A 24698-nucleotide genomic window follows, 5' to 3' on the forward strand; every position below is an offset into this window, starting at 1 on the left:
TTTAACGTGCAACATCTTCTGCCGGTATTATTATGAAACGATCATTGCAGCTCATAATATTCTTATGCCTGAACACTATCGCCGGTGCCCAGCAGAATTATGTACCCAACGGCAATTTTGAAGATTATGCGGGTTGTCCATCTGACTATTCACAGATCAACTTAGCGACGGGCTGGCGAAGGTATACTACAGGCGGTACCCCCGACTATTTTAATGTTTGTGCTACCAATTGGCATGTTGCCGCTCCTGCAAATTACTTCGGGTATCAGCAACCTGCAAGCGGTAATGGTTACGTGGGCTTTTATTGTGTGAATGTTAATGGTGAGTATAAAGAGTACATAGCAAGAGATATTACGCCTCTTACAAAAGGAGGTGAGTATGAAGTTTCTATGTCTGTATCATTAGCTGATAGTACATTGCATGGTGTAAGTGACCTCGGCATACATTTTTACAATTCAGGGCCATATACTATTAACCAATATACCTCTTTAACGTTAATACCTACGATCATATACACTGAATTCGGGATCATCACCGAAAAGAATAATTGGGTAAGACTGACAAAAACGTTTGTTGCGGACTCAGCTTATGATAAAATTATCATCGGTAGTTTCCTTGACTCCAACAGCTTTATCAATGGCTCGCAACCGTCACCTCCTTATTTCTATGTCGACTCAGTTGTAGTAAGATTGCTTGACACTGTTAAGGTTGAATATACAGACGGCATATTGTGTGCAGGAGATGCTATTCAAGTGAAGTATTGGACCCGTTTATTGTCGCCAGCCAATAATGTAGTTACGATTCAGCTATCTGATGCCAATGGTAGTTTTGCTAATCCTGTAGATATCGGGTCGAAACAAAGCAACAAGTCGGGACTGATGATTTGTAATGTACCTGCCAATACACCTAATGGCAAGGGTTATCGCATCAGGGCAGTGTGTACTGCTCCGGCCGAGACTTCAGTGGATAATGGTGTAGACATTTCAATAGTACATATAGACAACCTGGTAGCATTGAACAATGGTCCTGTATGCGCCAATGACACCCTCAGGCTGACAGCAACTCAGGATACTACCGGAGCCACCTACAAATGGACCGGCCCGAATAACTTCGGTTCGTTTCTGCAAAATCCTGTACTGACCGGCCCTGTAAAGGCCAATGCGGGTGATTATGTGGTTACCGCCAAGATATACCGTTGCAGCACATCTGACACAACAACAGTTGAAGTGCTGGAAGGTAACCGGGCGCACAATGTGCAAGCAACAAGTAATAGCCCTGTATGTGCAGGTGACAGCCTGTTGCTGAGCGGAGATGCAGAAGGGAGCAGTCCTTTTGAGTATAGCTGGGAAGGTCCTGTTGGTTTTTCTGCAAGTGAGAAGGGGGTGGCATCCCTGACAAAAACTAAGGACGAGAGCGGTAAGTATATTTTCTCCGTCCGCGACAAGGAATGTGTTGTCAGGGACACTGTAGAGGTAGTGGTCAATCCCGCAGCAGTAAAACCTGTGTTGGCAGCCAATACACCATTAGGCATACATGGTACCTTGCACCTTGAATTGACGAACCCAACCATAGGAGCTTCTGTAATGTGGACAGGCCCCGAAGGTTTCAGTAATAACACGTACAATCCGAGTATTCCGGATGTATCATTGTCCCAAACGGGAACCTACAAGTTGATTACTGAATATCTTGGATGTTCAGATTCATCGGAGATAGAGGTGAGGATATATGATGTAAAAGACACGGGTACCTTTGTATTGTATCCTAACCCCAATAGCGGCACCTTTACCATAAAAGGGTTGGTGTATAATGACAACCCGATACCGGTGGTGATCTTTTCAACTCTGGGTGGAGAGATACACAAACAGGATCTTATTCCCATTAATAAGATAGTATCAGACAAGATAGAGCTGCAGGGGCGTTTATGGTCGGGTGTGTATTTTGCGAAGCTGTTTATAGGCAGAGAAACAGTTATTGTGCCCTTTACTGTTGTGTGGTAAACTTATAAAGCTTCTGTCATAACCTCCATTTTGCTGCTTCTTGAGCCTTTTACGAGTATAGATGCATGTTCGGGCTTGTGAGTTGCAATGTGTTCTTTTGCCTCGGCCGAAGTGTTGAAGTGAGTATAACCACTTGTAATACCATTGAACTCTTTGCCCACCAGTATTACATCACTCCAGTTATATTCCTGTATCAGTGCAACAAGGTCTTTATGTTCTTGTTCTTCGGTATTGCCCATTTCTTTCATGCCGCCCAGCCACAACATTTTATTGGGTAGGTCGGCTTTGGCAAAGTTGATAATAGCTGCACGCATGCTGGTAGGGTTGGCATTATATGCATCCAGTATCAACTGGTTGCTGCCCATCTGCATCCATTGAGAGCGGCTGTTGTCAGGATTGTAGGCTCCTATAGCCGTTTTTATCGTATCAATAGAAATGTCGAAGTGTAAACCCACTGCTACCGCTACCATCACATTGGGGAAGTTATATTCGCCTACAAGATGTGTTGGGATCGAGGTTTCTGCACCTTTGCTCAAGACGGCTACTTTCAGGAACATATCGTCCATCAATGGTTTGCCTACGTAGGTAGCATTGGCACTGCCGTAAGTGATCTGCTGCCCGATACCTTGTGCCATGTCCTTCAGGTAGTCAAGGTCGGTATTGCGGAAGATAGTGCCGTTATTGACTCTTAAATAGTCATATAACTCGCCTTTTCCTTTACGTACACCTTCTATGCCTCCAAAACCCTCAATATGTGCTTTGCCACAATTGTTGATGATGCCATGTGTAGGCAGAGCTATTTCGCAGTAAGAGGCAATTTCTTTTTGATGGTTGGCCCCCATTTCAATAACGGCCATTTCTGTATCCAAAGGGATACTTAGTAATGTCAGGGGGACGCCGATATGGTTATTCAGGTTGCCGCGTGTAGCGTGAGTTTTGTATTGTTGCTGCAGTACGCTAGTCACCAGCTCTTTGGTCGTAGTTTTACCGTTGCTGCCTGTTATGGCTATGAATGGTATATTTAATTGTTGCCTGTGGTGCCTGGCCAGAGCCTGCAGGGTACTGAGTACGTCTGCCACAAGTATGCACCTATCGTTAGTGGCATATTCTGCTTCATCTACAACAGCATAAGAGGCTCCTGCATCTAAGGCTTGTAGTGCAAATGTATTGCCGTTGAAGTTTGGTCCCTTCAATGCAAAATAGATATCACCTTCCTTCAGTTTGCGTGTATCTGTCTGTACGGAAGGGTGTTGCAGATATAGCTTGTATAATTCGGTTATTTCCAATTGATCGTGCTTTTCAATAGTGCTAAAATAAGAAAAGAGGTTGCAACAGTTGCAACCTCTTTTCTTTTCTCAATGTCTTTATGTGATTACGCCCTTGCAACCTTGCCCGTTACTGCGTTTTTCAGCACTGCAAATGCACCAAACAGCAGGCCGCTGAATACCAGGTCGCCAACAAAAGTGTTGGCAAAAAAGCTGGTGCCTTCTTTTGTATAGAAAGGTATTGCCATCAGGTAGGTAGTTACCAGTCCCTGGAAGTCAAGACCCCAATAACCTGTCAGGAAAGTACCGAAGTTGGACAAGATGAAGAATATGGCTGAACCTGCGATCGAGTAGCCTGCCACTCTTAAAGGCCTTTGATTCTTCATAGTAGTACCCAGGAAGGTGATGATAGCCATGGCACCGTAAACGAAGAACTGTGAAATATCATAAAAGCCCTTCATGGGGGTGAAAAACTGGATGTAGGTATCGGATACGAACATAGCCAGCAGTGGTAACAGGTAAGCTGCCTTTTTATTTTTAAGTATGGCGCCACTGAATAGCCCTATGGCTGCTACAGGGGCTAAGTTATATATGTGTAACTCGTAATTGACGATACGCACCACCACTGCCAATAATATCAATCCGCCGGCTAAAAGTATATTCGTTCTGTTATTTTTCATTGTCTGAATAAAGTATGTCTTTCTGCAAATGTAAAACCTAGAATGTCAAAAGTCAAAAGTAAATAATAACGTATGTGGATTGTCGTATAGGGTTTATTTAAATTAAAAGCCCCGGAACTGCTCCGGGGCTTTTAATTTGCTTTATGCGAGGTAGTTATTATCTACCATGGCACTGCTTGTATTTTTTTCCGCTACCGCAAGGGCAGGGGTCGTTTCGGCCTATTTTAGGCTCTGCAACAGCAGGCGTCTGCCTCGGGGCTTCCCCGCTGTTGTCATACATATCCCTTTCGTTAGCTGCATAGTCATCACCTGCGGCATCAATTTCTTCTTTGTTCATATGCATCTGGCTCATATCCGTACGTTGCGGCTCCTGCCTTGCAGCTTTTGGCGGCTCTTCCTGCATAGGGATACCGGCGCGCAGCAGGAAGGATACGATGTTCCGGTTGGTATTCAGGAGCATTTCCTTGAAGAGGTTGAAACCTTCGAACTTATATATAAGCAATGGGTCTTTCTGCTCATAAGAGGCCATTTGTACGGAAGAACGCAGGTCATCCATGGCACGCAGGTGCTCTTTCCATGCATCATCTATCAGCGCCAGAGTGATACTCTTTTCAAGTGTAGTGATAACCGGGCGTGAATTAGCCTCTACAGCACCTTTCAGCTCTGTTTGTACCTGTATGCCCCTGATACCGTCAGTAAATGGTATCAGTATGTCTTTGATACGCTCACCATTCTCTTCCTGCAGTCTTGCCAGGTTAGGCTGTATATTAGCAGCAATGGCTGCCATTTTGCGCGTATACAGGCTTTTGGCCTCATGATACAGGTCGTAGCCGATCTTCTCCATACTGGCCTTGTCAAAGCCATTAGCAAGTGATGCATCCGGTTCCATTGCCAGGTGTTTCATTACTTCAATCCTGAAGGCTTCAAAATCACGGTTGTCTTCAAACTGGGTAGCCAGGTCAAGACAAACATCATACATAGCGTTATCCAGGTCGATAGACAAGCGGTCGCCATGTAAAGCATGTCGTCTGCGTTTATAGATAACATCACGCTGAGAGTTCATTACATCGTCAAACTCCAGCAAGCGTTTACGTATACCAAAGTTGTTCTCTTCAACTTTGGTCTGGGCACGCTCTATTGATTTGGTGATCATGCTATGCTGTAGCACCTCGCCTTCTTTGTGACCCATTTTATCCATCAGCGACGCAATACGTCCTGATTGGAACAAACGCATCAGGTCGTCTTCCAGCGATACGAAGAACTGTGAACTACCGGGATCGCCCTGGCGTCCTGCACGACCACGCAACTGGCGGTCTACACGACGACTCTCGTGACGTTCTGTACCTATAATGGCCAGGCCTCCTGCTTCTTTAACACCGGGTCCGAGCTTGATATCCGTACCACGACCAGCCATGTTAGTGGCTATGGTCACGGCTCCTGCAATACCGGCTTCTGCTACGATCGATGCCTCACGTGAGTGTTGTTTGGCATTCAGTACGTTGTGTTTTATCTTTTTCTGTTGCAGCATACGTCCCAGCAACTCCGACACCTCTACTGAAGTGGTACCCACCAGCACAGGACGCCCTTTTGCGGTTAATACCTCTATTTCGTCTATTACAGCTTTGTATTTTTCTCTTTTGGTCTTGTATACAAGATCCTGTTCATCTTTACGTGCAATAGGCAGGTTGGTAGGTATCGTTACTACGTCCAGTTTGTATATCTCCCAGAATTCACCTGCTTCTGTTTCAGCTGTACCGGTCATACCTGCCAGTTTGTGATACATACGGAAGAAGTTCTGCAGAGTAATGGTTGCAAATGTCTGTGTCGCAGCCTCAACTGTTACGTTCTCTTTCGATTCTATTGCCTGGTGCAACCCGTCACTATAACGGCGGCCTTCCATGATACGGCCTGTTTGCTCGTCTACTATTTTTACTTTACCCTCAATAACTACATACTCTACGTCTTTCTCAAACAGAGTATAAGCTTTCAGTAATTGTTGTAAAGAGTGGATACGGTCTGCTTTAACAGCGTAATCCTGCAGTACTATATCTTTTCGTTGTGCTTTTTCTTCATCGCTGACATCCATTTTCTCAATTTCAGCCAACTCTGTAGCAATTTCAGGAAGTACGAAGAAGTTAGGATCCTCTGCATGCCCGGTTATCAGGTTCAGGCCTTTGTCAGTCAGGTCAACACTATTGTTCTTTTCGTCAATTGTAAAGAACAATTCGCTGTCTACTTTAGGCATATTACGCATCTGCTCACCCAGGTAGTAATTCTCTGTTTTCTGCAGTATCTGCCTGTTACCTTCTTCGCTCAGGAATTTGATCAGTGCATTGTTTTTGGGTAAGCCCCTGTGCGCACGGTACAAGTGCAGTCCGCCATTTTCTTTGTCGTTCTTGCCATCAGCTATCAGCTTCTTGGCTTCTATCAGGCTCTTGCTGGCTACTTTTCTCTGTTCCTCTACCAGCTTCTCAATACGAGGCTTCAGTTGTGCAAATTGTTGCTCATCGCCACGAGGCACGGGACCTGATATGATCAGGGGTGTACGTGCATCATCTATCAGTACGCTATCCACTTCATCCACCATAGCATAATGGTGTTTACGCTGCACCATTTCGTCAGGCTGGTGCACCATATTATCACGCAGGTAGTCAAAGCCGAATTCGTTGTTGGTACCGTAGGTGATGTCTGCCAGGTAAGCTTTACGCCTTTCCTCAGAGTTAGGCTGATGTTTATCTATACAGTCCGTTGTCAGGCCCAGGAATTCGAATATCGGCGAGTTCCACTCCTGGTCACGACGAGCCAGGTAATCATTCACTGTAACTATATGCACACCTTGTCCGGCAAGTGCATTCAGGTATGCGGGTAGGGTAGATACGAGTGTTTTACCCTCACCTGTTGCCATTTCGGATATTTTACCCTGGTGTAGAACCATCCCGCCAATAAGCTGAACATCGTAATGCAGCATGTTCCAGGTCACCTGGTTGCCTGCTGCCATCCATGTGTTCTTGTATATTACGTTCTCACCTTCAATGTTGATGTGCTCTTTGTTCACTGCCAACTCCCTGTCCAGGTCTGTTGCTGTAGCAGCCAGTTCCGCGTTGTCTTTGAAGCGGCGTGCAGTTTCTTTTACTACAGCAAATGCTTCAGGCAGTATTTTCAGCAATACTTCTTCCAGCAGTTCATCGCGCCTTTTAGACATTTTATCTACTTCATCGTAAATAGCTTCACGTGCATGCAGGTCAGCATCCGGGTGGTCGTCGCCTTCGGCCTTTTTTGCGGCTATTTCCGCATCAATATCTGCCAGGTATTCACGTATAGTATTCCTGAACTCAACCGTCTTATTTCTGAGCTGGTCGTTGGTCAGGTTATGTAATTCTTCGTAGTATTTATTGATCTCGGTAACAATAGGGGTCAGCTTTTTTACGTCTTTATCAGACTTACTGCCACCGAATATCTTGGAAAGAAAACCTATCATTTTTAAGTTCTGTTATTTTAAAGTTGGTTTTAAACGTGTAAATGTCTCTTAATGAGCTATATATTACCCTTCTGTATCAAATCCCATGCAATATTTGTATAACTGACAGGCTGGCACGTAAGGGGGTCAAAGCTACGCCAAATGCGGCATTTCAACAAGCATGGGCATACGGTAAATGGCAGGGATAAAAATTTTTTATTGTAATAGCTTGCAGGGCAAGAAATTTTTTATGTATTTTGGGGAATAAATTCAGAAAAAGCAATTAATTATGAAAAAAGCCTTCATCCTCGTTACAACTGTTTTGGTATCAGTGTTCATGGCAAACAGTGGTTTTGCGCAAGAAGATGAATTAGTAAGGGTATTCCGTTGGTATAACCCAACAGATCAAAACTATGTAACCGTAGCAGATGGTGAGTTCCAGGAAGGACAATTGTTGAATTGGAACTGGAAAGACAAAACACCGGTGTTTGTGGCTTATCGTAACCCTGCTCCTGACCGTGTAGCAGTTTATCGTTGGTACAATCCGCACACTAAAGATTACGCAAGCATCGCAGAAGATGAGTTCAGCGATGACGATATGATCAAAATGGGATACACTGACAAGAGTTTGCAGTTCTATGCTTTAACTCGTCGTGGTCCTAACACGGTAGAAGTATACCGTTGGTATGTTCCTAAAAATCACGATTGGGTAACTGTTCCTGAGGAAGGTGATACTGATAACTACTACAAAAAAGGCTATCGTCGTAAAACTTTCCAGTACTACGGTATCAAACGTAGCACAGACGCTACTCTGTACAATCAACTGTAAGTACATCTAAATTATAAGCGACCGCCGCGGGTTTCCCGTGGCGGTTTTTTTGTTGGTGTCAGGTCATGTGTCCAACCAACACGTTTAAGCGTAATTCCGGCCTCTGTTTTAGTCATCCTGCAGTTTATGGGCATTAGGGTATGGGCGAGGCGTAGCGTTCTTTAATATCGAGGTAATGATCTAACCGATCGCTCATAAGTCATTAGCCGGGAGCTCTGCAAAATGCAATAATATCTCTTACGGGGTGTATTAATAAAATATGCCTGCAGCGGTCTTTAAGACGCTTCTGCAGGCATATTCTGCGGCAGGGCAATAATGGTGCTTATTATACCTTAATACCCCCAAGATCCTATTTGGTACACCAATACTCCATAGAGCTACATACTGCCAGGTTAGGTGTGCTTTGTGTACATGCCTCAGTACCTGAATTAGAGATCATAAAGTGCAGGGTATGTTGTCCCGCAGCTACTGTATAATACTCAGAGGTTGCTCCGGGCCCCAGGGTAGTTATTACAGAGCCATCCCAAACAACGGAATAGGTTTGGCTCGTGCCCGTTTTGTTAATAAACCGCACGGAAGCTGTGTTATTGGCCTCGCACTTCTTTGTCTCACACAAGGTGCCTGTATAGCCCGTAGGGCAGTTGCATGCGCCGTTGACACATGTTCCCCCGTTCTTACACGAGATGTTGTCACAACTGTCAGTCTTGGTGCAGCCTGTATACAAGGCAATACTAAAAGATGAGATTGTGATCATTGCTGCAATAATAATGTTGCGTTGCATAGTTTGTATGTTTTATGCAAAGCTATTGCGCAGTTATATATGGAAATATGATTAATGTCATGTTCCGGTTTCATTGAAAAGATATTATTAACAGGTGGACGTTTGTTTTTTTGTGTCAACTCAAACAATCCTTATTCAGGGTATTCGCCCTTTCTAATAAACAGGAACAATCTTCAAAATTACAGTCTATATAATCCTCATCTTGTATCATAGCTCCTGAGGGAATGTAGGCGTTTTAGTTAAAGGAACATTGCATGCTTAGCAAAGGGTGAACTGCTATATTATTAACCATAAAAAAAGGATGCCATTTGGCATCCTTTTTTACACTATTTGTAGTCTTCGATTATCTTCTTGGAGCGCGGCCTTTACCACCGAAGTAGTTACCAGCCCTTTCGCCATTGTCACCATTAGGAGAACCTAAGCGATCCATAACGCAACGGAAACCAACAGTAGAGCTAGCCTTGTAAGCGTGCATGAAACGGCGTGTACCCGGATTCATGTAGTATGCGCGATCATTCCATGAACCACCTTTGATAACTTTAGCTTCGTTGTTGATCAGGGTGTTAGTACCGTATGCATATGTGAACATAGAAGCGCTGTCACCATCCTGGTAGTTCCTCAGGTCAGCATCCAGTCCGTCAAACCTTTCATAAGATGCCATTTCAGTGCTATCCATCAGGCGTGTTTGTAAGTGACCCAGTGTATCTTTTTCTTCCAGTGCGTTATCTTCAGCCAGCCTTACATATGTTTCGTAAACATTACCACGGAAAGGACGGAAGTCATTCAGATCGCGTGTATAAGGACGGTAAGTATCCAGAACCCACTCAGAAACGTTACCTGCCATGTTGTACAGGCCATAAGAGTTAGGAACATAAGAAGTAACAGGAGCAGTTACGTCAGCGTTGTCGTTCAGACCACCGGCAACACCCATTACATCACCTTTACCACGTTTGAAGTTACCCAGGAATTCACCTTGGTATGAGTTACGCAGGCCATAACGGGTTGTGTATGCATCACCCCAAGGGTAAACGTTGCGGTCAGTGATAACTTCTTCACCACGACGACGCTTGGTCTCAGGCTCAGGATTATTACCAATGTTACCCAGTGCAGCGTATTCCCACTCAGCTTCAGTTGGCAGGCGGTAGTTTGGCAGCAATTGTCCGTCAGAGTACCTCATGTTACGAGAACCAGAACCTTGTGGATCCAGGTCTTTTTTACGGCCTTTAGCTGGTAAACCTTCATATTGACCGTTTACATAAGTTTCACTATCAAAGATATCTTCGTTCACCTGGTTAGGATTCCTCTTCAGGCGACCTGATTTTATCATGATCATTTCGTTAACACGGTCACTACGCCATTTAGCGAAAGCGCGTGCCTGGTGCCAGTTAACACCTACAACCGGATACATATCGTATGCAGCTGCACGGAAGTAATACTGTACATATGGTTCGTTGTAAGACAATGCAGAGCGCCAAACTGATGTGTCAGGCATTGCATCTGCTATAACCAATGGATAGTCAGCACCATATGTGCGGCTTAACCAGTAGATATACTCGCGGTAGTGTACGTTCGCTACCTCGGTTTCGTCCATGTAGAAAGAAGATACCGAAACAGTACGCGGAACATTGTTCCTGTCTATATGCAGGTCTTCTTCGGTTTGTCCCATAGTAAAACGACCACCTTCAACGAAAGTAAGGCCGGGGCCGGTTTGCTGGCCATGATAGTTAGCCACATCAAAACCGCCAAGGCGTGGGTCGTTATAGTCCCAACCAGTTACACGGGAAACTCCGGATGGTTTACTGTTGGACGAACAAGCCGAAAAAATGGTTGCCGCGCCTATACAAAGCAGTGTCACGCCGAGAAGAGATCTTTTCATAATCAAAGAAAAATATTTGCTACAAATTGTGTTGAATAATCTGTTAAAGTGTTACAATATTAGAGTGTTCTTTTCAAAATGTCAAGCTTTATAGGAATAATGCTAAAAAAATGTTGTTTTTCTTGTTTTTTCCAAAAAAATAATAATATGGCAGCCTGTTTCGTTAGTGCTATGTAAGTGACTGTCTGCTGACGCGTCTGAACTTATAAAGAACTATCTTTGACACACCCATAAATATTATGAAAATTAATAAGAAAAACAGGTTTTTTCAAACTTTAGTGGTTTTTTACATGGTACTTTCCGGATGGACGGTTGTTGCGTCTGAAAGTACCACTTTTAACGTACAACCGTTAGATATACAGGCGGGTTATATCGCTCACAGAATTTACCTGCATGACTATGCTGTTCCCACTATTGAAATAAGTGGTGTGACATATTCTGCTATAGATAAATTGCCGGAAGACGCTTTTCCGTCTTCTGTTCAGCGTTTTGATGTGCTGATGGGACTAGACAGGAAAAAGCCGTTTGCCATTGTACGTATTCCTGCTTTTTCCGTGAAAGAGGATGGTACATTACAACAGGTAACAGGTTTAACGATAAAATACACTGAAAATACTGTTCCTGAACCGGTTGTGGATAATGGCCGTGGTGCTGCCAAAACAACAGCAGATGTTAATTCACCCCTCGCAACGGGTACCTGGTATAAAGTAAGTGTTCCGTCAACAGGTCTTTACAAGGTAGATTACAATTTCCTTTCTACGCAACTGGGTGTAACGGGTATCCCATCTTCCCAGATCAGGGTATTTGGCCATGGAGGTAAAATGCTCCCTGAACAGAATCCCCAAACCGGTGTGAAAGGACTGACCGAGAATGCTATATGGGTAAATGATGGAGGTGACGGCAAATTCGACCCTGGTGATTACTTCGTGTTTTATGCGCAAGGACCGGTAAACTGGGTGCCAAATTCAGACAGGTCCATGCTTGTACAGGAAAAGAATTATTATGCGGACAAGGGCTACTACCTGCTGAACTTTGATGCGAAAGCTGAAAAAAGAGTAACTACGCAAATCAATAAACCATCGGGTAACCTTATTGTAAATACTTATTCAGGAGCTGTTTTGCACGAAGAGGACCTGGCCAACCCGCAAAACTTTGGTAAAAGATGGTGGGGCGAGGAGTTTAGCAGCGCCCCCGGCAAAGAGAATACTCATAGCTTTACTCTTGACATCGGCAGCATGCTGGATACTGTTGAGTTCAGGACGCATGTAGTAAATACTTCTACTGCACCAGGTATTTTCACCTTATCGCTGGATGGTAAACAGATGTCTACATTAGATGTATCTGCTACCAACAATTATGATTATGCGCCTAAAGCTATGGGGCAGGAGGCGATTTGGAGGTTACCTCATCCCGGTAAATCGGCAACTATTACAATTACTTACAACACGAACTCAAGCGAAGGTTCCGGCTGGCTGGATTATATCAGGGTAAATGGCAGAAGGCCTTTAAGTGTAGAAGGTAACTCAAATGTTTTTTGCGATCTGAATAGCGTGGGGGCAGGCAATGTCGCAACGTACCGTGTTTCCAACGCTGGTTCCGGCACACAGGTATGGGACGTAACAGATCCGCAAAATCCTGTAAGAATGGATGGTAACCTCGTTGGTGGTAATGTATACGAATTTGTACAGGATGCATCGTCTTTACATCGTTTTGCTGTTGTAAATGATGCGGGTAGTCTTGATGCTCCCGAATTTGTTGCCACCGTTCCTAATCAGAATCTCTACGGTTCTGCTCCTGTGGATTTTATCATTGTAACACACCCCGATTTTAAGACAGCTGCGGAGAAACTTGCGGAATTTCATCGTAAACGCAGTGGTATGCGAGTGATTGTGGCAACTACAACGCAGGTATATAATGAGTTCTCATCTGCCGGTCAGGACATATCAGCCATTCGCGATTTTGCACGTATGTTCTATGAGCGTGCAGGCATGAATGATGCGGACATGCCGCGCTATTTATTACTGCTTGGAGATGCCTCATACGACTATAAAGACAGGATAAAGAGCAATACCAACTTTGTACCTACTTTCGAAGCATTAGAGTCGTTTGATTTTCTGAATACTTACAGCAATGATGACTTTTTCGGCTTTCTGGATGCCGGAGAAAATATTGAACGATATGATATAGTCAATGCATTGGATATAGGTGTCGGGCGCATACCGGCCAAGAGTGCTGAAGAAGCAGATAGGGTAGTGGATAAGATCATACACTACAAGAGCCCCGCAACTTTAGGTGCATGGCGATTGAATGCATTATTTGTTGCTGACAACGAAGATGCTGCAGGTGAGCACCTGGATGATGCAGAAACCATGGTTCGCACAGTAGCAGAACGCAGTAATATTCATAACCCTGTAAAGGTATATGAAGATGCGATCCAGTTCATCTCCACACCAGGCGGTCAAAGAGCGCCCGATGCTAATAAAGCTATCAACGACGGCATATTCAAAGGTTTGTTCATGTTCAACTACAACGGACATGGCAATACAAGTGTACTGTCTCACGAACGTATATTGACAAAGGACGACTACAACAAATGGAGGAATATTGATAAGATGCCGTTTATGGTGACTGCTACGTGCGATTTCGGGCAGTTCGATCAGCCTTCTTTTGTGTCATCGGGTGAGGAATTGATGCTGAAATCTGATGGTGGTGTAATAGCTACGCTCACTACCACACATCTTGTCTATGCTTATGCAAACGAGATACTGAACCGGGAATTCCTTTCAGCCCAGTTTGAACATATAAATGGAAGGTGGAACACTTTCGGAGATGCCATGCGTATTGGTAAGAATGGCACATACAGTAAAGCTTCATCCACCTCTGACGTAGTTAAGAACTTCCGCAAATTTGCGCTGCTCGGTGATCCTGCCCTTGAGCCAAACTTCCCCAGGTACTTCATACATACTACTTCAGTAAAAGATGGTGCTACCGGTACCGGCACTAATACCATCGGAGCGTTGGGAGAGTATATAATTGATGGAGAAGTAACTGATGTAAATGGCAGCATTTTGACAGACTTTAATGGTGTACTTGCAGTAACGATTTTTGATAAAGCGCGTACGGTCAAGACCATTACACCGGGTATAGACAAAACATTCCGGGTGTTGAATAACACTATATACAAGGGCAAGGCTACAGTGGATAAAGGCAAGTTCTCCTTTGCTTTTATTGCACCCAAGGACATTAACTACGAGATGGGTAATGGAACCATTAGTTTTTACGCAGACGATGGAGAGACCGATGCTGCAGGCCGCGATACTACTGTGAAAGTGGGCGGGTATTCGGATAATCCCATCAGGGAGAATGATGCACCTGTAGTGAAACCTTTCATTAAAGACAGCCTTTTTATAAATGGTGGTCTTACAGGTACCAACACGGCTATTTTTGCCATACTGGAAGACGAAACAGGTATAAATGTATCCGGAAATTCTATAGGACACGATCTGGTTGCTATACTTGACGGAGATGTTTCAAAGCCGTATATCATGAACGATTACTACGAAACGGCTCCTAACACCTATAAAAGAGGGTACGTCTATTTTCCCGTAGATGGTATTCCTGACGGAAGGCATCGTTTTACGGTAAAGGCATGGGATGTGAACAATAATTCAGGCGAAGGGTATGTAGATTTTGAAGTGGCCAACGGAGAAATCGTTAAAGTGAAAGATCTGATGAATTATCCTAATCCGTTCAAAGATCAGACACATTTTGTTTTTGAGCATAACCAGCCAGACGTTGACCTTTCTGCAGAAATTAACATATATACCACATCGGGGGTATGGGTGCGTAATCTGAAACAGAACTTCATTACAACAGGCAGCCACAGCAATGAAATTACCTGGGATGGCACAGATAACAATGGTGCGAAACTGCCTGCAGGTATGTATATTTACAGGATGATGATAGCCACAGAAGACGGTATTAAGAACACAGCATACCAAAAATTGGTTATCGTACGTTAATATATGGGCCGCTTTGTTTAAATTGCGGCATGTTCAGCAGGACATAAGTCTGGATTTGCCCCTTATAATAAATCGGATACCTTTGCAAAACTTGAAAATAAATTATAAAAGAATGGCAAAACGCTTTGCTTTAATCGGACTGAGCCTGGTAGCAGGAATGATCTCTAATGTTTCTGTAGCACAGAAGGCAAACCTGTCCGGTACGACCAACACCGTAACAACTGCAGTACCTTTTTTGAGAATCTCACCCGATGCCCGTTCAGGTGCAATGGGTGATGTTGGTGTAGCAATAGACCCGGATGCAAATGCTCAATACTGGAACGTAGGTAAAATACCTTTCGCCTCCAAAAAATATGGCGTATCTGCTACATATACGCCATGGTTGAAAGACCTGGTGCCGGATATATACCTGGCTTACCTTTCAGGTTTCGCAAAATTCGGTGAGAATGATAACCAGGCTATCAGCGCCTCTCTGCGTTACTTCTCGCTTGGGGAAATAAACTATACAGACATAAACGCTAACCCAATAGGTACAGGTAAGCCCAATGAGTTTGCTTTCGATCTGGGTTATTCTCGTAAGCTTTCAGAATATTTATCTGCGGGTCTGTCTTTCAGGTATATCAATTCTTCTATCGCTTCAGGTTTGGGTGCTACTACTCCCGGAATTGATTACAAACCGGGTAATGCTTTTGGTGCCGACCTGGGTGTGTACTACAATAAGAAAACTGATATTGACGAGTTCCGTTCGCGTAAATTGGCACTGGGTGCTGTATTGAGCAATGTGGGCTCTAAAATATCATACACCTCTACCCGCAAAGATTTTATTCCTATTAACTTAGGTTTGGGTGGTGCTTATACATACCAGGCTGATGCATACAATGCTATCACATTCGCTTTAGACCTGAACAAACTATTGGTGCCGACACCGCTTGATAGTAACACAGACCCTAATACAGGCCCCGATTATTACATCCCTACAGATAAGGGTGTTGTGTCAGGCATGCTGGGTTCTTTTGGCGATGCTCCGGGTGGTTTCAGCGAAGAGATGAAGGAGATACAAATTTCTGCCGGTGCTGAATATTGGTATCAACAACAATTCGCAGTTCGTGCGGGTTACTTCTACGAAAATAAATACAAAGGAGACCGTAAGTATTTTACAGTTGGCGTGGGTGTACGTTACAACGTATTTGGCCTGAACTTTGCTTACCTGATACCTTCAGGCAGCGGTATCAACAGGAACCCGCTTTCTAACACTTTCCGCTTCTCATTATTGTTCGAATTTGATAAGCTGGATAATAAACCGGAACCAACTACACCTTAAGAATAAGATATTTGATTCTATCACTCCCGTCTCGGTTATACTGAGACGGGATTTTTTTTGTACCCGAAACATATATATATTGATTTGAATTTTATTTTAGTTATATGTTATTTTATATGTATGTTTATGAAAATTTTATTGCATGAAAAAAGCTATGATCGCGGCCTTAGCTATAATAGTGTTCGGCATATCGGGTTGCAATGATAAATACTGTGATAAGGTATGTAAAGACTGCGAAACCCTTGACAAGGACCTATGTAAGTGTGAAGTGAATTCGAGCATCACACAAAAATGTGAAGACTCCGGTCACGGACATTTCAATGCTGACAATTGCGAGTGCGACTGCAATGATGGTTGGGCAGGAGTGAATTGCGATACGCCGCTGGTTGACAAAATAATGTATGCTGTTATGAAGACCAACAGTACCGGTAAAACAAGACAATTTTCCACCGGCGATGTTAAAGTAACAACACATAAAGGTACAGGTGGCAATGATACTCTTGTGATACATGGTTCTAACGGTCAGAATGATTATGCAGAATTTGTAGTGTATACAGACCTTAATTCAATTGTATCATCAATAAAATATCCTATCACACGCATATGGAGCCCGAATGTCGCCATACCATTAATGGCAGATCCTGACTTGCCGGGTGTACCTTTTATAAGCCCGTCAGGAACTCAGAACGGAGAATTGAATATCGAATATTTTCAACTGGACCCGTTGATATTGAAGGCAACATTCAGTTGTACTTTAGAGGAGTTTGGTAACAGCCAGAATACAATTACGGTAACTGAAGGAAAAGTAGGGTACAAGTGATAGCATTTCAGCTTATATCCATTCGCTAAGTTCCAGCCAGCGAAGTTCTTTAGCTTCCAGTTCGTTGGTTAGTTCTATCATGCGCTGGTTTACTTTTTCCAGTTCTTCGTAAGGTAGGTTGCTGCTCATTTTTTCTGCCAGTTCTGTTTTCTCTTTTTCAAGCAGTGGCAGGTCTTTTTCTATCTGTTCAAATTCGCGTTGTTCTTTGTAGGACAGTTTCTTTTTTTCTTTTTGTTTTTCAGGTGTTTGTTCGGCTTTAGCCTGCGCGCTTCCCTGTGCTTCCTGTTTTTTTGCCTCTAGTTCCAGTCGTTCCTGCTCTTTCTGCCATATCCTGTATTGTGTGTAGTTGCCGGGGAAATCTCTGATCACGCCATCGCCCTCAAATACAAACATGTGGTCTACCAGTCTGTCCATAAAATACCGGTCGTGCGATACTATTACCAGGCAACCCTGGTAATTTTCAAGGAAGTTTTCCAGCACAGATAACGTGGGCAGGTCAAGGTCATTGGTAGGTTCGTCCAGTATCAGGAAGTTGGGGTTGCGAAAGAGGACAGTGAGTATCTGCAGCCTTTTCTTTTCGCCACCGCTTAGTTTTGACAGGTAGGTGTATTGTTGGTCGGGCGAGAACAAGAACAACTCTAGGAACTGGGCCGCGCTGAGTGTACCCCCTTTAGCTAACGGAAAGCTTTCGGCGATGCCTTTCACATATTCTATCACCCGCATATCTTCTTTTATCTCCAGCCCTTGTTGCGAGAAGTTGCCGAAAACAACGGTCTCGCCAATGTTTACTTTGCCGCTATCTTGTAGTTCCAGTTGCTGCACTATTTGCAAGAAGGTTGATTTCCCTGCCCCGTTCTTGCCTATAATACCGATTCTTTCGCCTTTCTTAAAAGTGTAATCAAAGCCTTTCATCAGCACCTTGTCGCCATAGCTTTTGTACACCTTTTTCATCTCTACCACTTTGCCGCCCAGGCGGTTCATCTTCATCTGCAGCTCTACCTGCTTGTCTTCTACCTTTTGTTTAGCGCGGCTTTCTACATCGTAAAAATTATCTATCCTGCTACGAGCCTTTGTGCTTCGGGCTTTGGGCTGCCTGCGCATCCATTCCAGCTCTTTACGGTACTCATTCTTAGCTTTATCAATACTTGCCAGTTGATTTTCTATACGTGCTGCTTTCTTTTCCAGGTAGCTTTCATAATCACCTTTATAAGTATGCATAGCGCTGCCATCTATCTCCCATATCACATCGCACACTGCATCCAGGAAATAACGGTCGTGGGTGACCATTAATAGTGTCACCTTTTCCTGGTTCAGATAGTGCTCCAACCATTCTACCATACCCACATCCAGGTGGTTGGTAGGTTCGTCCATAATGAGCAATACATGCTTATGCTCAAAACCTATGTCTATCAACGTTTGGGCCAGTGCAACACGTTTACGTTGCCCGCCCGACAGGGTGTCTACCCGTTGCTCCAAGTTATGAATGTTCAGCTTGCCGAGTATCTGTTTCACTTTAGCTTCAAAGTCCCAGGCACCCAACTCATCCAGTTTTGCCAGTGATTCTCCCAGTAAAACAGGGTCTTTTTCTGCTGACTCCATGATGCGCTCATAGTCCCGCAAAGCCTCTGCCACAGGGTGTTTGTAGTGGAAAATATTATCAAGTACAGAGAGATTTTCTTCAAACTTCGGCTCTTGTTCAAATAGTGCGACCGTTACATCTTTGTGTACCCACAGTTTGCCACTGTCCGGCACATCTTGCCCCGCAAGTATCCTTAGCAGAGTAGACTTACCGCTGCCATTTTTTGCCACCAGCGAGATCTTATCACCCTCACTGATATGAAACGTAATGTCTTCGAATAATGGTTTTATTCCAAATGATTTACTGATACCTTCTGCCGAAACGTAATGCATAGGGCGCAAAGATAAGGGATGCTTAAACTTTACTGTAACAATTAATAATCCTTAAATTCATGCAAAGGATTAAAATATGTTGATATGAATTAATATATTTAATCAGGCAAAATCTACTGTTATGGTAAAAATAAATTTCCTGGTTACAGCACTTGCTGCGCTTATCCCGTTAGTTACGGGCTCAATATGGTACAATCCCAAAGTGATGGGTAATGCATGGATAAAAACCACTGGTCTTGCAGAAGAGAAACTCAGAGAAGCCAATATGGCTGTTGTGTTTGGCATGACACTGGTTTTCAGTTTCATGCTGTCGCTGATTATGAATGTAGTCGTCATTCACCAGTTTGGGTTTCAGTCTATGCTTATGGAAGAAGTTGATTTGTTTACACCGGGTTCTGAAGCCAACACATTCTTTACAACAACGATGGAAAAGTATGGACATACGTTTCATACGTTCAGGCACGGTGCTTTTCATGGTATTATTATGGCCATATTCTTCGTAACGCCTGTCATAGGCATCCTTGCATTGTTTGAACGTAAGGGTGCGAAATATATATTGATACACATGGGCTATTGGCTATTGACATTAGCACTTATGGGTGGCGTTATTTGCCGGTTCTCATAACTCAAGATATTTGTGACTAATAGAGGGGGCACATTGTGCTCCTTCTATTAGTTGGCTTTTTCGTATGCTTCTTTCAACCAGGACAAAAGCTCGCTGTCAATTTCCTTCGGGTTGGTAAGTTGTACCCTATGTGTACACATAGCTCCAAATGGCCCGGAATTACCCAGCCTTTCAGTGGTCGGTTTGTCTTTTAGTTTTAGCCCCAGGTCAATTCGTGTTTTTGTAGCAGGTTTTATCAATGCAAACTGTTTTTTGCGAATGATACTCACGCTGTCTTTTTTAGGGGTGATGGTGATATCATTACCAAATTTCCCGATCTGTTTTAGCAATCCCTCGTATATGGGTCTTAATATTTCCTTTCCTTTATACTGTGTCTCTACCAGTTCGCCGGCATCATGCGATGCAGCATCAGTACCCAGGGTTTTTAAAGCTATCAGGTTAGCATATCCATGGGTCAGGCTATGTTCGGTCTTAAGGTGGTCAAGGATCGCCTTATACTTATCCAGTTTAGTTTTCCTGGCTAATTTTATCCAATCTTCCAGCGACCTGCCGGTTTTTTCCAATAGTCCTTTTTCCATAAGTAAGTTTTAGAAATTGATCACCTCAATTTAAGAAATTATACTGACCGCAATTCTGAAAAATACTTAATGCCGTTTTTGCACGACAACTGTACAAAATGATAGCCACGTTATGCGTGGCTGTCTTGTAGTTTGTTTCGCAACGGTCTTCATCGTTTCACTAATTTCAAAATACCTATCTTCCCATATTCATCCTTGTCATCTACAGCAAGTATATAAATGCCAGGGGGCAGTTTATCTGTATTCAGGTGTTTTGTTCCACCAGTTACAATGGTGCAGTAAACATCCTGTCCATAAATATTGCGTAGGGATACATTATAATTATGTCCCTTTTCCGTACCCCCGGTGATCACCAGTTCGTCTCCGGCAAAAGTGGCCGTTACAGGCAGGTTTGTAATGGTTACGTCAGCTATTGCAACAGGGTCTTCATCCAGCAGGTATGCCACTTCCAGTGTCGTGTTGGTAATACCTGCCATTGTGATTGTTGAATCAATACGCAGCAACGGGCTGCTGTGGTCCAGGTCGTACCAAAGAAAACTCCCTTTATGTATCGTGCCGGAAACGCCCGATACCGTTCCGGAAATATCTTCTGTGATATACATCCTGATCACGTTCTCGAATGTGTCATTGGGCAATATCAGTTTGCCGAAAGATTCTACTGTATCGATAATATTCCCACCTCCTGTTATTGCCGTGCCAGTCACATTAAATGTGTCAATGTATCGATTGGTATACGTCATGGGTAGCATGATAATACGTTTGCTATCTGTATAGCTGAGCGTATCTGGTGTGCTGCTACTGCTGTCTAATATACCCAGTTCATATACACCATTTGATGTATACTCATAAAAGGTGTATTTCTTGCCTACCTGTTGTACAATGCTCGCACTGGGGAATGGCATAGTAGAATTACGTTCTATATACTTGGCTTTTGTAGTGTCGCTCGCTACTTTGGGTGTGAGACCTGAAAAATCCCACGTCTGTGCCGATCCTGTTGTGCCCGGGGGCATAAAGTTGCATTTCATTGTTTTCACTACTGTAAATAGTGAGTACTTTTCTCCTTTGGTTGTACTTATCTGTGCGGATAGTTGTATGGGGAAGGTAACAACCATACACAAAAAGATAGTAGAAATAATAAATTTCATAACAGTATTGGTTTGGTGTTACCAGTACTGCCACAAAAACCATACCGTGTATTGTTAAAATTTTAAATATGATATTGCTGATATGCAACGAGCTAATACCCAGTGAGTAATACACTGTGTTGACAATATGACAATTTGCTGGCGGGCTGGTAAACTTCCTGTTTTCAGCTTATTTGCGAGCTACCAGCCTTATCAGCTCAGCTGTACCCTGGTGGAAACTGCCTTCATTCAGTTCTTCAGTTGTCGTCAATAACAGTTCTATGTTCAACGATGAAAAATCTTTGCGCAACATATCTTCTGTATACAACATGCTTATGTCTTTCGGCCCGCCCGATGTACGATCCAGTTGTGTTGGGTTAAAGGCTTCAATAATAAGAGTACCGCCCGGTTTCAGCCAGGCAATAATTCTTTTATGAAAAGCCTCCCTGTTGAATGGTGAAAGATGAAAGAAGATCATGGCTATAGCATCAAAACTGTTATCCAGGGCTTCAAAACTACTTGTGTCTGCCAATACATAATCAAAAATATAGCCTGCCTCTTTAGCATTACGCATTGCGTTTTCTATGGCTACTTCGCTACTGTCAAAAGCGGTCACTTCCCATCCTTTGCGCTCGGCATAAATAGCATTGCGGCCTTCGCCTTCTCCGGGTAGTAAAAGGTTGCCGGGTGTTAGTTTGTCCAGTTCCTGTTTGAAGAATTGATTAGGCTCTTTGCCGTATATATTATTGTGAGTAGCGTATCGCTCGTTCCAGATCTTGTACATGACGTCGCAAAGATAATTCATTCATTGCCTTGTAGGCTAGCTTTGAATGTATTTTACTTTTATTTAATCATCTTTATTTATTCAGCCCTAACAGCTCGTTGATAAAGGTATCCCTGCAGGTTAATGAACCACATGCAGCAGGCTCACCGCCAGGTGCGGCATTTAGTTGTACCAGCCCGTTTGCACCTGTAATGTTTCCATTTAAAAGGAGTTGCATAGCAGCTATTCTCTTATCCATATCTGATCCTGACAAAAGGAAAATAGCCGTTTCGCCTGTTGGCATAAAGCCGGCGTGTTGCTGCATCTTCATCCCTCCAAACTCTGAAAAGCGCCTATGGTAGGTAGCATTTTCAATAAAGAACGCATCGAGCAGCTGGGGTTTTACATAAGGGGCCAGGGCCAGGGCAACCACCAGTCTTTCTCCAAAAGACAATTGTTTGACCATAGTACCGTAAAAGGTATCAGCAGGTACTGCAGGAGGGACTATCTCTTCGATCGACGCATTAGTTACTTCCAGTTGAAAGTATATCCTCATGCAACTATCTGTTACTTTGGCCAGCCATTCCATTTCTGCTGACAGTATTTGCCCTGTGGTCATAATATTCGTTGTTGATTTGAGGCGCAAAGATAGGTTAATCTGTATTAGACGATATTACAATGTGCTTCGGTTATGGGTGTTTATTCTATACGTATTTTGTGAGATCGTAAAAACACATGAGAATTACTTGTGTATTAATAACTTGATGTTAACCAACTTTTCCTTTTCTAAAATATGCGCATATTCAGTAGTTCATTATATTCGTACTCGCCAATTCTTTGCTTTTGATAATTCGTTTTTGGTTAACTCTATTTGTCCTATTAGTTGCACATGTTTCTAATGCGCAATATGAATATCTTTTGCACAAATCTTATGCTGAGCAATACCAGAGTTATGACAGCCTGTTTAACTTCATAGAGTTTCTACAGATGGATTCAGCCGATGCGTATCATCGCATCAATACCATCAAACAGATGGCGGTGCAGGCAGGCGATAATGAGCTCGTGCTGGAAGCACTGCTTGGTGAATGCTCTTATCTGCTATATGGCAACCTGAACAAGAGCCAGTATTACTACTCGGCTCTGTATGGCAGGGCGCATAACAGTGATTTGTACATCACAAAGCTGACAAAGTTATTGCAACTAGCGGAAGCACAGGACAATATGACCATGCAGGTACGCACACATATTCTGCTGGGGTTGGAGTATCATGAAAGGAACAACTTGATCAGTTCCCTGATGCATTTTTCAAAATTCTACACGCTGATTCACGAAATTCCTTTCGAACAATTTCCTACCAAAAAGCACTTTTTGCTGTACATGGGTAAATTCTATTATCAATTTGAAGCCTATAAAGACGCGGAAAAATATCTTTTGTATGCACAGGAGGTACCCCCTTCTTACATGATACACGAAGAGGCGGATGTCTTTAACACTATGGGACTGATCAAAAGGCAATTAAAAGAATACGACTCAGCAATTTATTATTTTACTAAAGGGCAGGAGGTTGCCTGGAAGCAAGGTAGCACCACATGGAGGCATATTTTAGGAGGCAACATAGGTATAGTGTATTACCTGAGGGGCGAGTATAAGAACGCTAAACCTTTATTGATAAACGATATCAATACCAGCCTCGAGCGTAACGATTACAGCAATGCCATCAACTCGATCATCAAACTGGCAGATATCTATTATCATCAAAAAATTTATGATAGTGCGTTCCAATATGCCGAAACGGGCAGGTGGGCGGTAGATAGCGTTCGCCCTGCTTATAAATACAAGGTTGAGCTATACCGGTTGATGGGAGAGCTGGCAGTTGCACGTGGCGATATGAAAAAAGCCTACCTGTATTCAGATTCTGCTATGGTAGCAAGGGATAGCCTGGATAATGACCAACAGGTAAAACAACTTATGCTGGCCCGCCACCAGTTAGAAACCAATATCAATAACTCTGAAGTAGCAATGTTGAGATCGGAAAAAAGGATCAGTATTCTGCTGCGCAATAGTTTGATAGGTGGCTTCGTACTTTTATCAGCCATTGTTTTTATGGTAATTTATATTCGCAATAAGCAAAAGCAGAATAAGGAACAAATGTCTTTGGCTGCTTTGTATAATGCGCAAAACAGGCTGGCAGATTTTACCAAAACCGTACACGAAAAAAATGCTCTGCTTGAGACCTCTGAGCAGGAAATAACCCGGCTGAAAGAAAAACTGGACAACTACGGTACTAAGGAGCAATCAGAAGATATTATTCCCAAACTGCAGAATAGTACCATCCTGACCGATGATGAATGGGAAGATTTCAGGCAGTTGTTTGAACAGGTTCACTCCGGTTTTTTATACAGGTTACGTGAGAAGTTTCCCAATTTATCACCTGCTGAAACCCGTTTTATAGCGCTTAGCAAACTGAAACTTGATACTAAAGAAATGACCAATATCCTGGGAGTGAGCAGCTCTACAGTACGTACGCATAAATACCGTTTGCGCAAAAAACTAAATCTCGCAGACGATGAGTCCTTTAGTAAAATGATTGATGAAATATAGTTTAATGTATCCTTTCGTCTTTTTTATTATTATTTCTACGCAATTATA

At 43.3% G+C, this 24698-nt stretch carries 17 protein-coding genes; 7 read left to right on the forward strand and 10 right to left on the reverse strand.

The window, feature by feature from the left end; genetic code table 11:
• Positions 1–32: 32 nt before the first annotated feature.
• Positions 33–1997 (forward strand): T9SS type A sorting domain-containing protein, encoded by a 1965-nt coding sequence (locus H6550_06295; protein MCB9045730.1) that lies wholly within the window; start codon positions 33–35, stop codon positions 1995–1997.
• Positions 1998–1999: 2 nt separating this feature from the next.
• On the opposite strand, the gene H6550_06300 is transcribed toward H6550_06295, so the two are convergent.
• The 3 genes from H6550_06300 to secA form a co-directional block, all read right to left on the reverse strand.
• Positions 2000–3283 (reverse strand): UDP-N-acetylmuramoyl-tripeptide--D-alanyl-D-alanine ligase, encoded by a 1284-nt coding sequence (locus H6550_06300; protein ID MCB9045731.1) that lies wholly within the window; start codon positions 3281–3283, stop codon positions 2000–2002.
• An 86-nt stretch (positions 3284–3369) separates the two neighbouring features.
• A complete protein-coding gene (locus H6550_06305; GenBank protein ID MCB9045732.1) occupies positions 3370–3942 on the reverse strand; it encodes a hypothetical protein in 573 nt (190 codons plus the stop codon).
• 157 nt (positions 3943–4099) lie between these two features.
• On the reverse strand, positions 4100–7420 hold the full coding sequence (gene secA, locus H6550_06310; protein MCB9045733.1) for a preprotein translocase subunit SecA: 3321 nt from the start codon (positions 7418–7420) through the stop codon (positions 4100–4102).
• 268 nt (positions 7421–7688) lie between these two features.
• Here secA and H6550_06315 point away from each other — a divergent pair, with 268 nt between their 5' ends.
• Positions 7689–8228: a hypothetical protein gene (locus H6550_06315; protein MCB9045734.1), complete on the forward strand. Its 540-nt coding sequence runs from the start codon at positions 7689–7691 to the stop codon at positions 8226–8228.
• 349 nt (positions 8229–8577) lie between these two features.
• On the opposite strand, the gene H6550_06320 is transcribed toward H6550_06315, so the two are convergent.
• Both H6550_06320 and H6550_06325 read right to left on the reverse strand, forming a co-directional pair.
• Positions 8578–9009 carry a calcium-binding EGF-like domain-containing protein gene (locus tag H6550_06320; protein ID MCB9045735.1) on the reverse strand — a complete coding sequence of 144 codons (432 nt, stop codon included), beginning with the start codon at positions 9007–9009 and terminating at the stop codon, positions 8578–8580.
• A 343-nt stretch (positions 9010–9352) separates the two neighbouring features.
• Positions 9353–10885: an SUMF1/EgtB/PvdO family nonheme iron enzyme gene (locus H6550_06325; protein ID MCB9045736.1), complete on the reverse strand. Its 1533-nt coding sequence runs from the start codon at positions 10883–10885 to the stop codon at positions 9353–9355.
• 290 nt (positions 10886–11175) lie between these two features.
• Between H6550_06325 and porU the strand changes: the two genes are divergently transcribed.
• The 3 genes from porU (at position 11176) to H6550_06340 (ending at position 17048) form a co-directional block, all read left to right on the forward strand.
• Positions 11176–14907, forward strand: a complete 3732-nt coding sequence (gene porU / locus H6550_06330; GenBank protein ID MCB9045737.1) for a type IX secretion system sortase PorU — start codon at positions 11176–11178, stop codon at positions 14905–14907.
• A gap of 112 nt (positions 14908–15019) precedes the next feature.
• Positions 15020–16228: a type IX secretion system outer membrane channel protein PorV gene (gene porV / locus H6550_06335; GenBank protein ID MCB9045738.1), complete on the forward strand. Its 1209-nt coding sequence runs from the start codon at positions 15020–15022 to the stop codon at positions 16226–16228.
• A 142-nt stretch (positions 16229–16370) separates the two neighbouring features.
• The gene (locus H6550_06340) at positions 16371–17048 is read left to right on the forward strand and encodes a hypothetical protein (GenBank protein MCB9045739.1); all 678 of its coding nucleotides are present in this window, start codon (positions 16371–16373) and stop codon (positions 17046–17048) included.
• A 12-nt stretch (positions 17049–17060) separates the two neighbouring features.
• Here the strand turns inward: H6550_06340 and H6550_06345 are convergent, their stop codons facing one another.
• The gene (locus H6550_06345; protein ID MCB9045740.1) at positions 17061–18959 is read right to left on the reverse strand and encodes an ABC-F family ATP-binding cassette domain-containing protein; all 1899 of its coding nucleotides are present in this window, start codon (positions 18957–18959) and stop codon (positions 17061–17063) included.
• A 121-nt stretch (positions 18960–19080) separates the two neighbouring features.
• Here H6550_06345 and H6550_06350 point away from each other — a divergent pair, with 121 nt between their 5' ends.
• The gene (locus tag H6550_06350; GenBank protein MCB9045741.1) at positions 19081–19584 is read left to right on the forward strand and encodes a DUF1761 domain-containing protein; all 504 of its coding nucleotides are present in this window, start codon (positions 19081–19083) and stop codon (positions 19582–19584) included.
• Positions 19585–19631: 47 nt separating this feature from the next.
• Here the strand turns inward: H6550_06350 and H6550_06355 are convergent, their stop codons facing one another.
• From H6550_06355 to H6550_06370, 4 genes are all read right to left on the reverse strand, one after another.
• Entirely contained in the window at positions 19632–20162 is a 531-nt protein-coding gene (locus tag H6550_06355; GenBank protein ID MCB9045742.1) for a DUF4287 domain-containing protein, read from the reverse strand.
• 149 nt (positions 20163–20311) lie between these two features.
• Positions 20312–21307, reverse strand: a complete 996-nt coding sequence (locus H6550_06360) for a hypothetical protein (protein ID MCB9045743.1) — start codon at positions 21305–21307, stop codon at positions 20312–20314.
• A gap of 169 nt (positions 21308–21476) precedes the next feature.
• Positions 21477–22070, reverse strand: a complete 594-nt coding sequence (locus tag H6550_06365) for a class I SAM-dependent methyltransferase (protein MCB9045744.1) — start codon at positions 22068–22070, stop codon at positions 21477–21479.
• A 73-nt stretch (positions 22071–22143) separates the two neighbouring features.
• Positions 22144–22668 carry a hypothetical protein gene (locus H6550_06370; GenBank protein MCB9045745.1) on the reverse strand — a complete coding sequence of 175 codons (525 nt, stop codon included), beginning with the start codon at positions 22666–22668 and terminating at the stop codon, positions 22144–22146.
• 299 nt (positions 22669–22967) lie between these two features.
• Here H6550_06370 and H6550_06375 point away from each other — a divergent pair, with 299 nt between their 5' ends.
• Positions 22968–24650, forward strand: a complete 1683-nt coding sequence (locus H6550_06375) for a hypothetical protein (GenBank protein ID MCB9045746.1) — start codon at positions 22968–22970, stop codon at positions 24648–24650.
• Positions 24651–24698: the final 48 nt, after the last annotated feature.

The sequence above is a fragment of the Chitinophagales bacterium genome (assembly GCA_020636495.1).
In the GTDB taxonomy this organism is placed as follows: Bacteria; Bacteroidota; Bacteroidia; order Chitinophagales; family Chitinophagaceae; genus UBA5543.

Excerpts from the sequence above, each read along its gene's own strand:
- H6550_06295 (MCB9045730.1), top strand. The coding sequence starts at position 33 with ATGAAACGATCATTGCAGCTCATAATATTCTTATGCCTGAACACTATC.
- H6550_06305 (MCB9045732.1), bottom strand. The coding sequence starts at position 3,942 with ATGAAAAATAACAGAACGAATATACTTTTAGCCGGCGGATTGATATTA.
- secA (MCB9045733.1), bottom strand. The coding sequence starts at position 7,420 with ATGATAGGTTTTCTTTCCAAGATATTCGGTGGCAGTAAGTCTGATAAA.
- H6550_06315 (MCB9045734.1), top strand. The coding sequence starts at position 7,689 with ATGAAAAAAGCCTTCATCCTCGTTACAACTGTTTTGGTATCAGTGTTC.
- H6550_06320 (MCB9045735.1), bottom strand. The coding sequence starts at position 9,009 with ATGCAACGCAACATTATTATTGCAGCAATGATCACAATCTCATCTTTT.
- H6550_06325 (MCB9045736.1), bottom strand. The coding sequence starts at position 10,885 with ATGAAAAGATCTCTTCTCGGCGTGACACTGCTTTGTATAGGCGCGGCA.
- porU (MCB9045737.1), top strand. The coding sequence starts at position 11,176 with ATGGTACTTTCCGGATGGACGGTTGTTGCGTCTGAAAGTACCACTTTT.
- porV (MCB9045738.1), top strand. The coding sequence starts at position 15,020 with ATGGCAAAACGCTTTGCTTTAATCGGACTGAGCCTGGTAGCAGGAATG.
- H6550_06340 (MCB9045739.1), top strand. The coding sequence starts at position 16,371 with ATGAAAAAAGCTATGATCGCGGCCTTAGCTATAATAGTGTTCGGCATA.
- H6550_06345 (MCB9045740.1), bottom strand. The coding sequence starts at position 18,959 with ATGCATTACGTTTCGGCAGAAGGTATCAGTAAATCATTTGGAATAAAA.
- H6550_06350 (MCB9045741.1), top strand. The coding sequence starts at position 19,081 with ATGGTAAAAATAAATTTCCTGGTTACAGCACTTGCTGCGCTTATCCCG.
- H6550_06355 (MCB9045742.1), bottom strand. The coding sequence starts at position 20,162 with ATGGAAAAAGGACTATTGGAAAAAACCGGCAGGTCGCTGGAAGATTGG.
- H6550_06360 (MCB9045743.1), bottom strand. The coding sequence starts at position 21,307 with ATGAAATTTATTATTTCTACTATCTTTTTGTGTATGGTTGTTACCTTC.
- H6550_06365 (MCB9045744.1), bottom strand. The coding sequence starts at position 22,070 with ATGTACAAGATCTGGAACGAGCGATACGCTACTCACAATAATATATAC.
- H6550_06370 (MCB9045745.1), bottom strand. The coding sequence starts at position 22,668 with ATGACCACAGGGCAAATACTGTCAGCAGAAATGGAATGGCTGGCCAAA.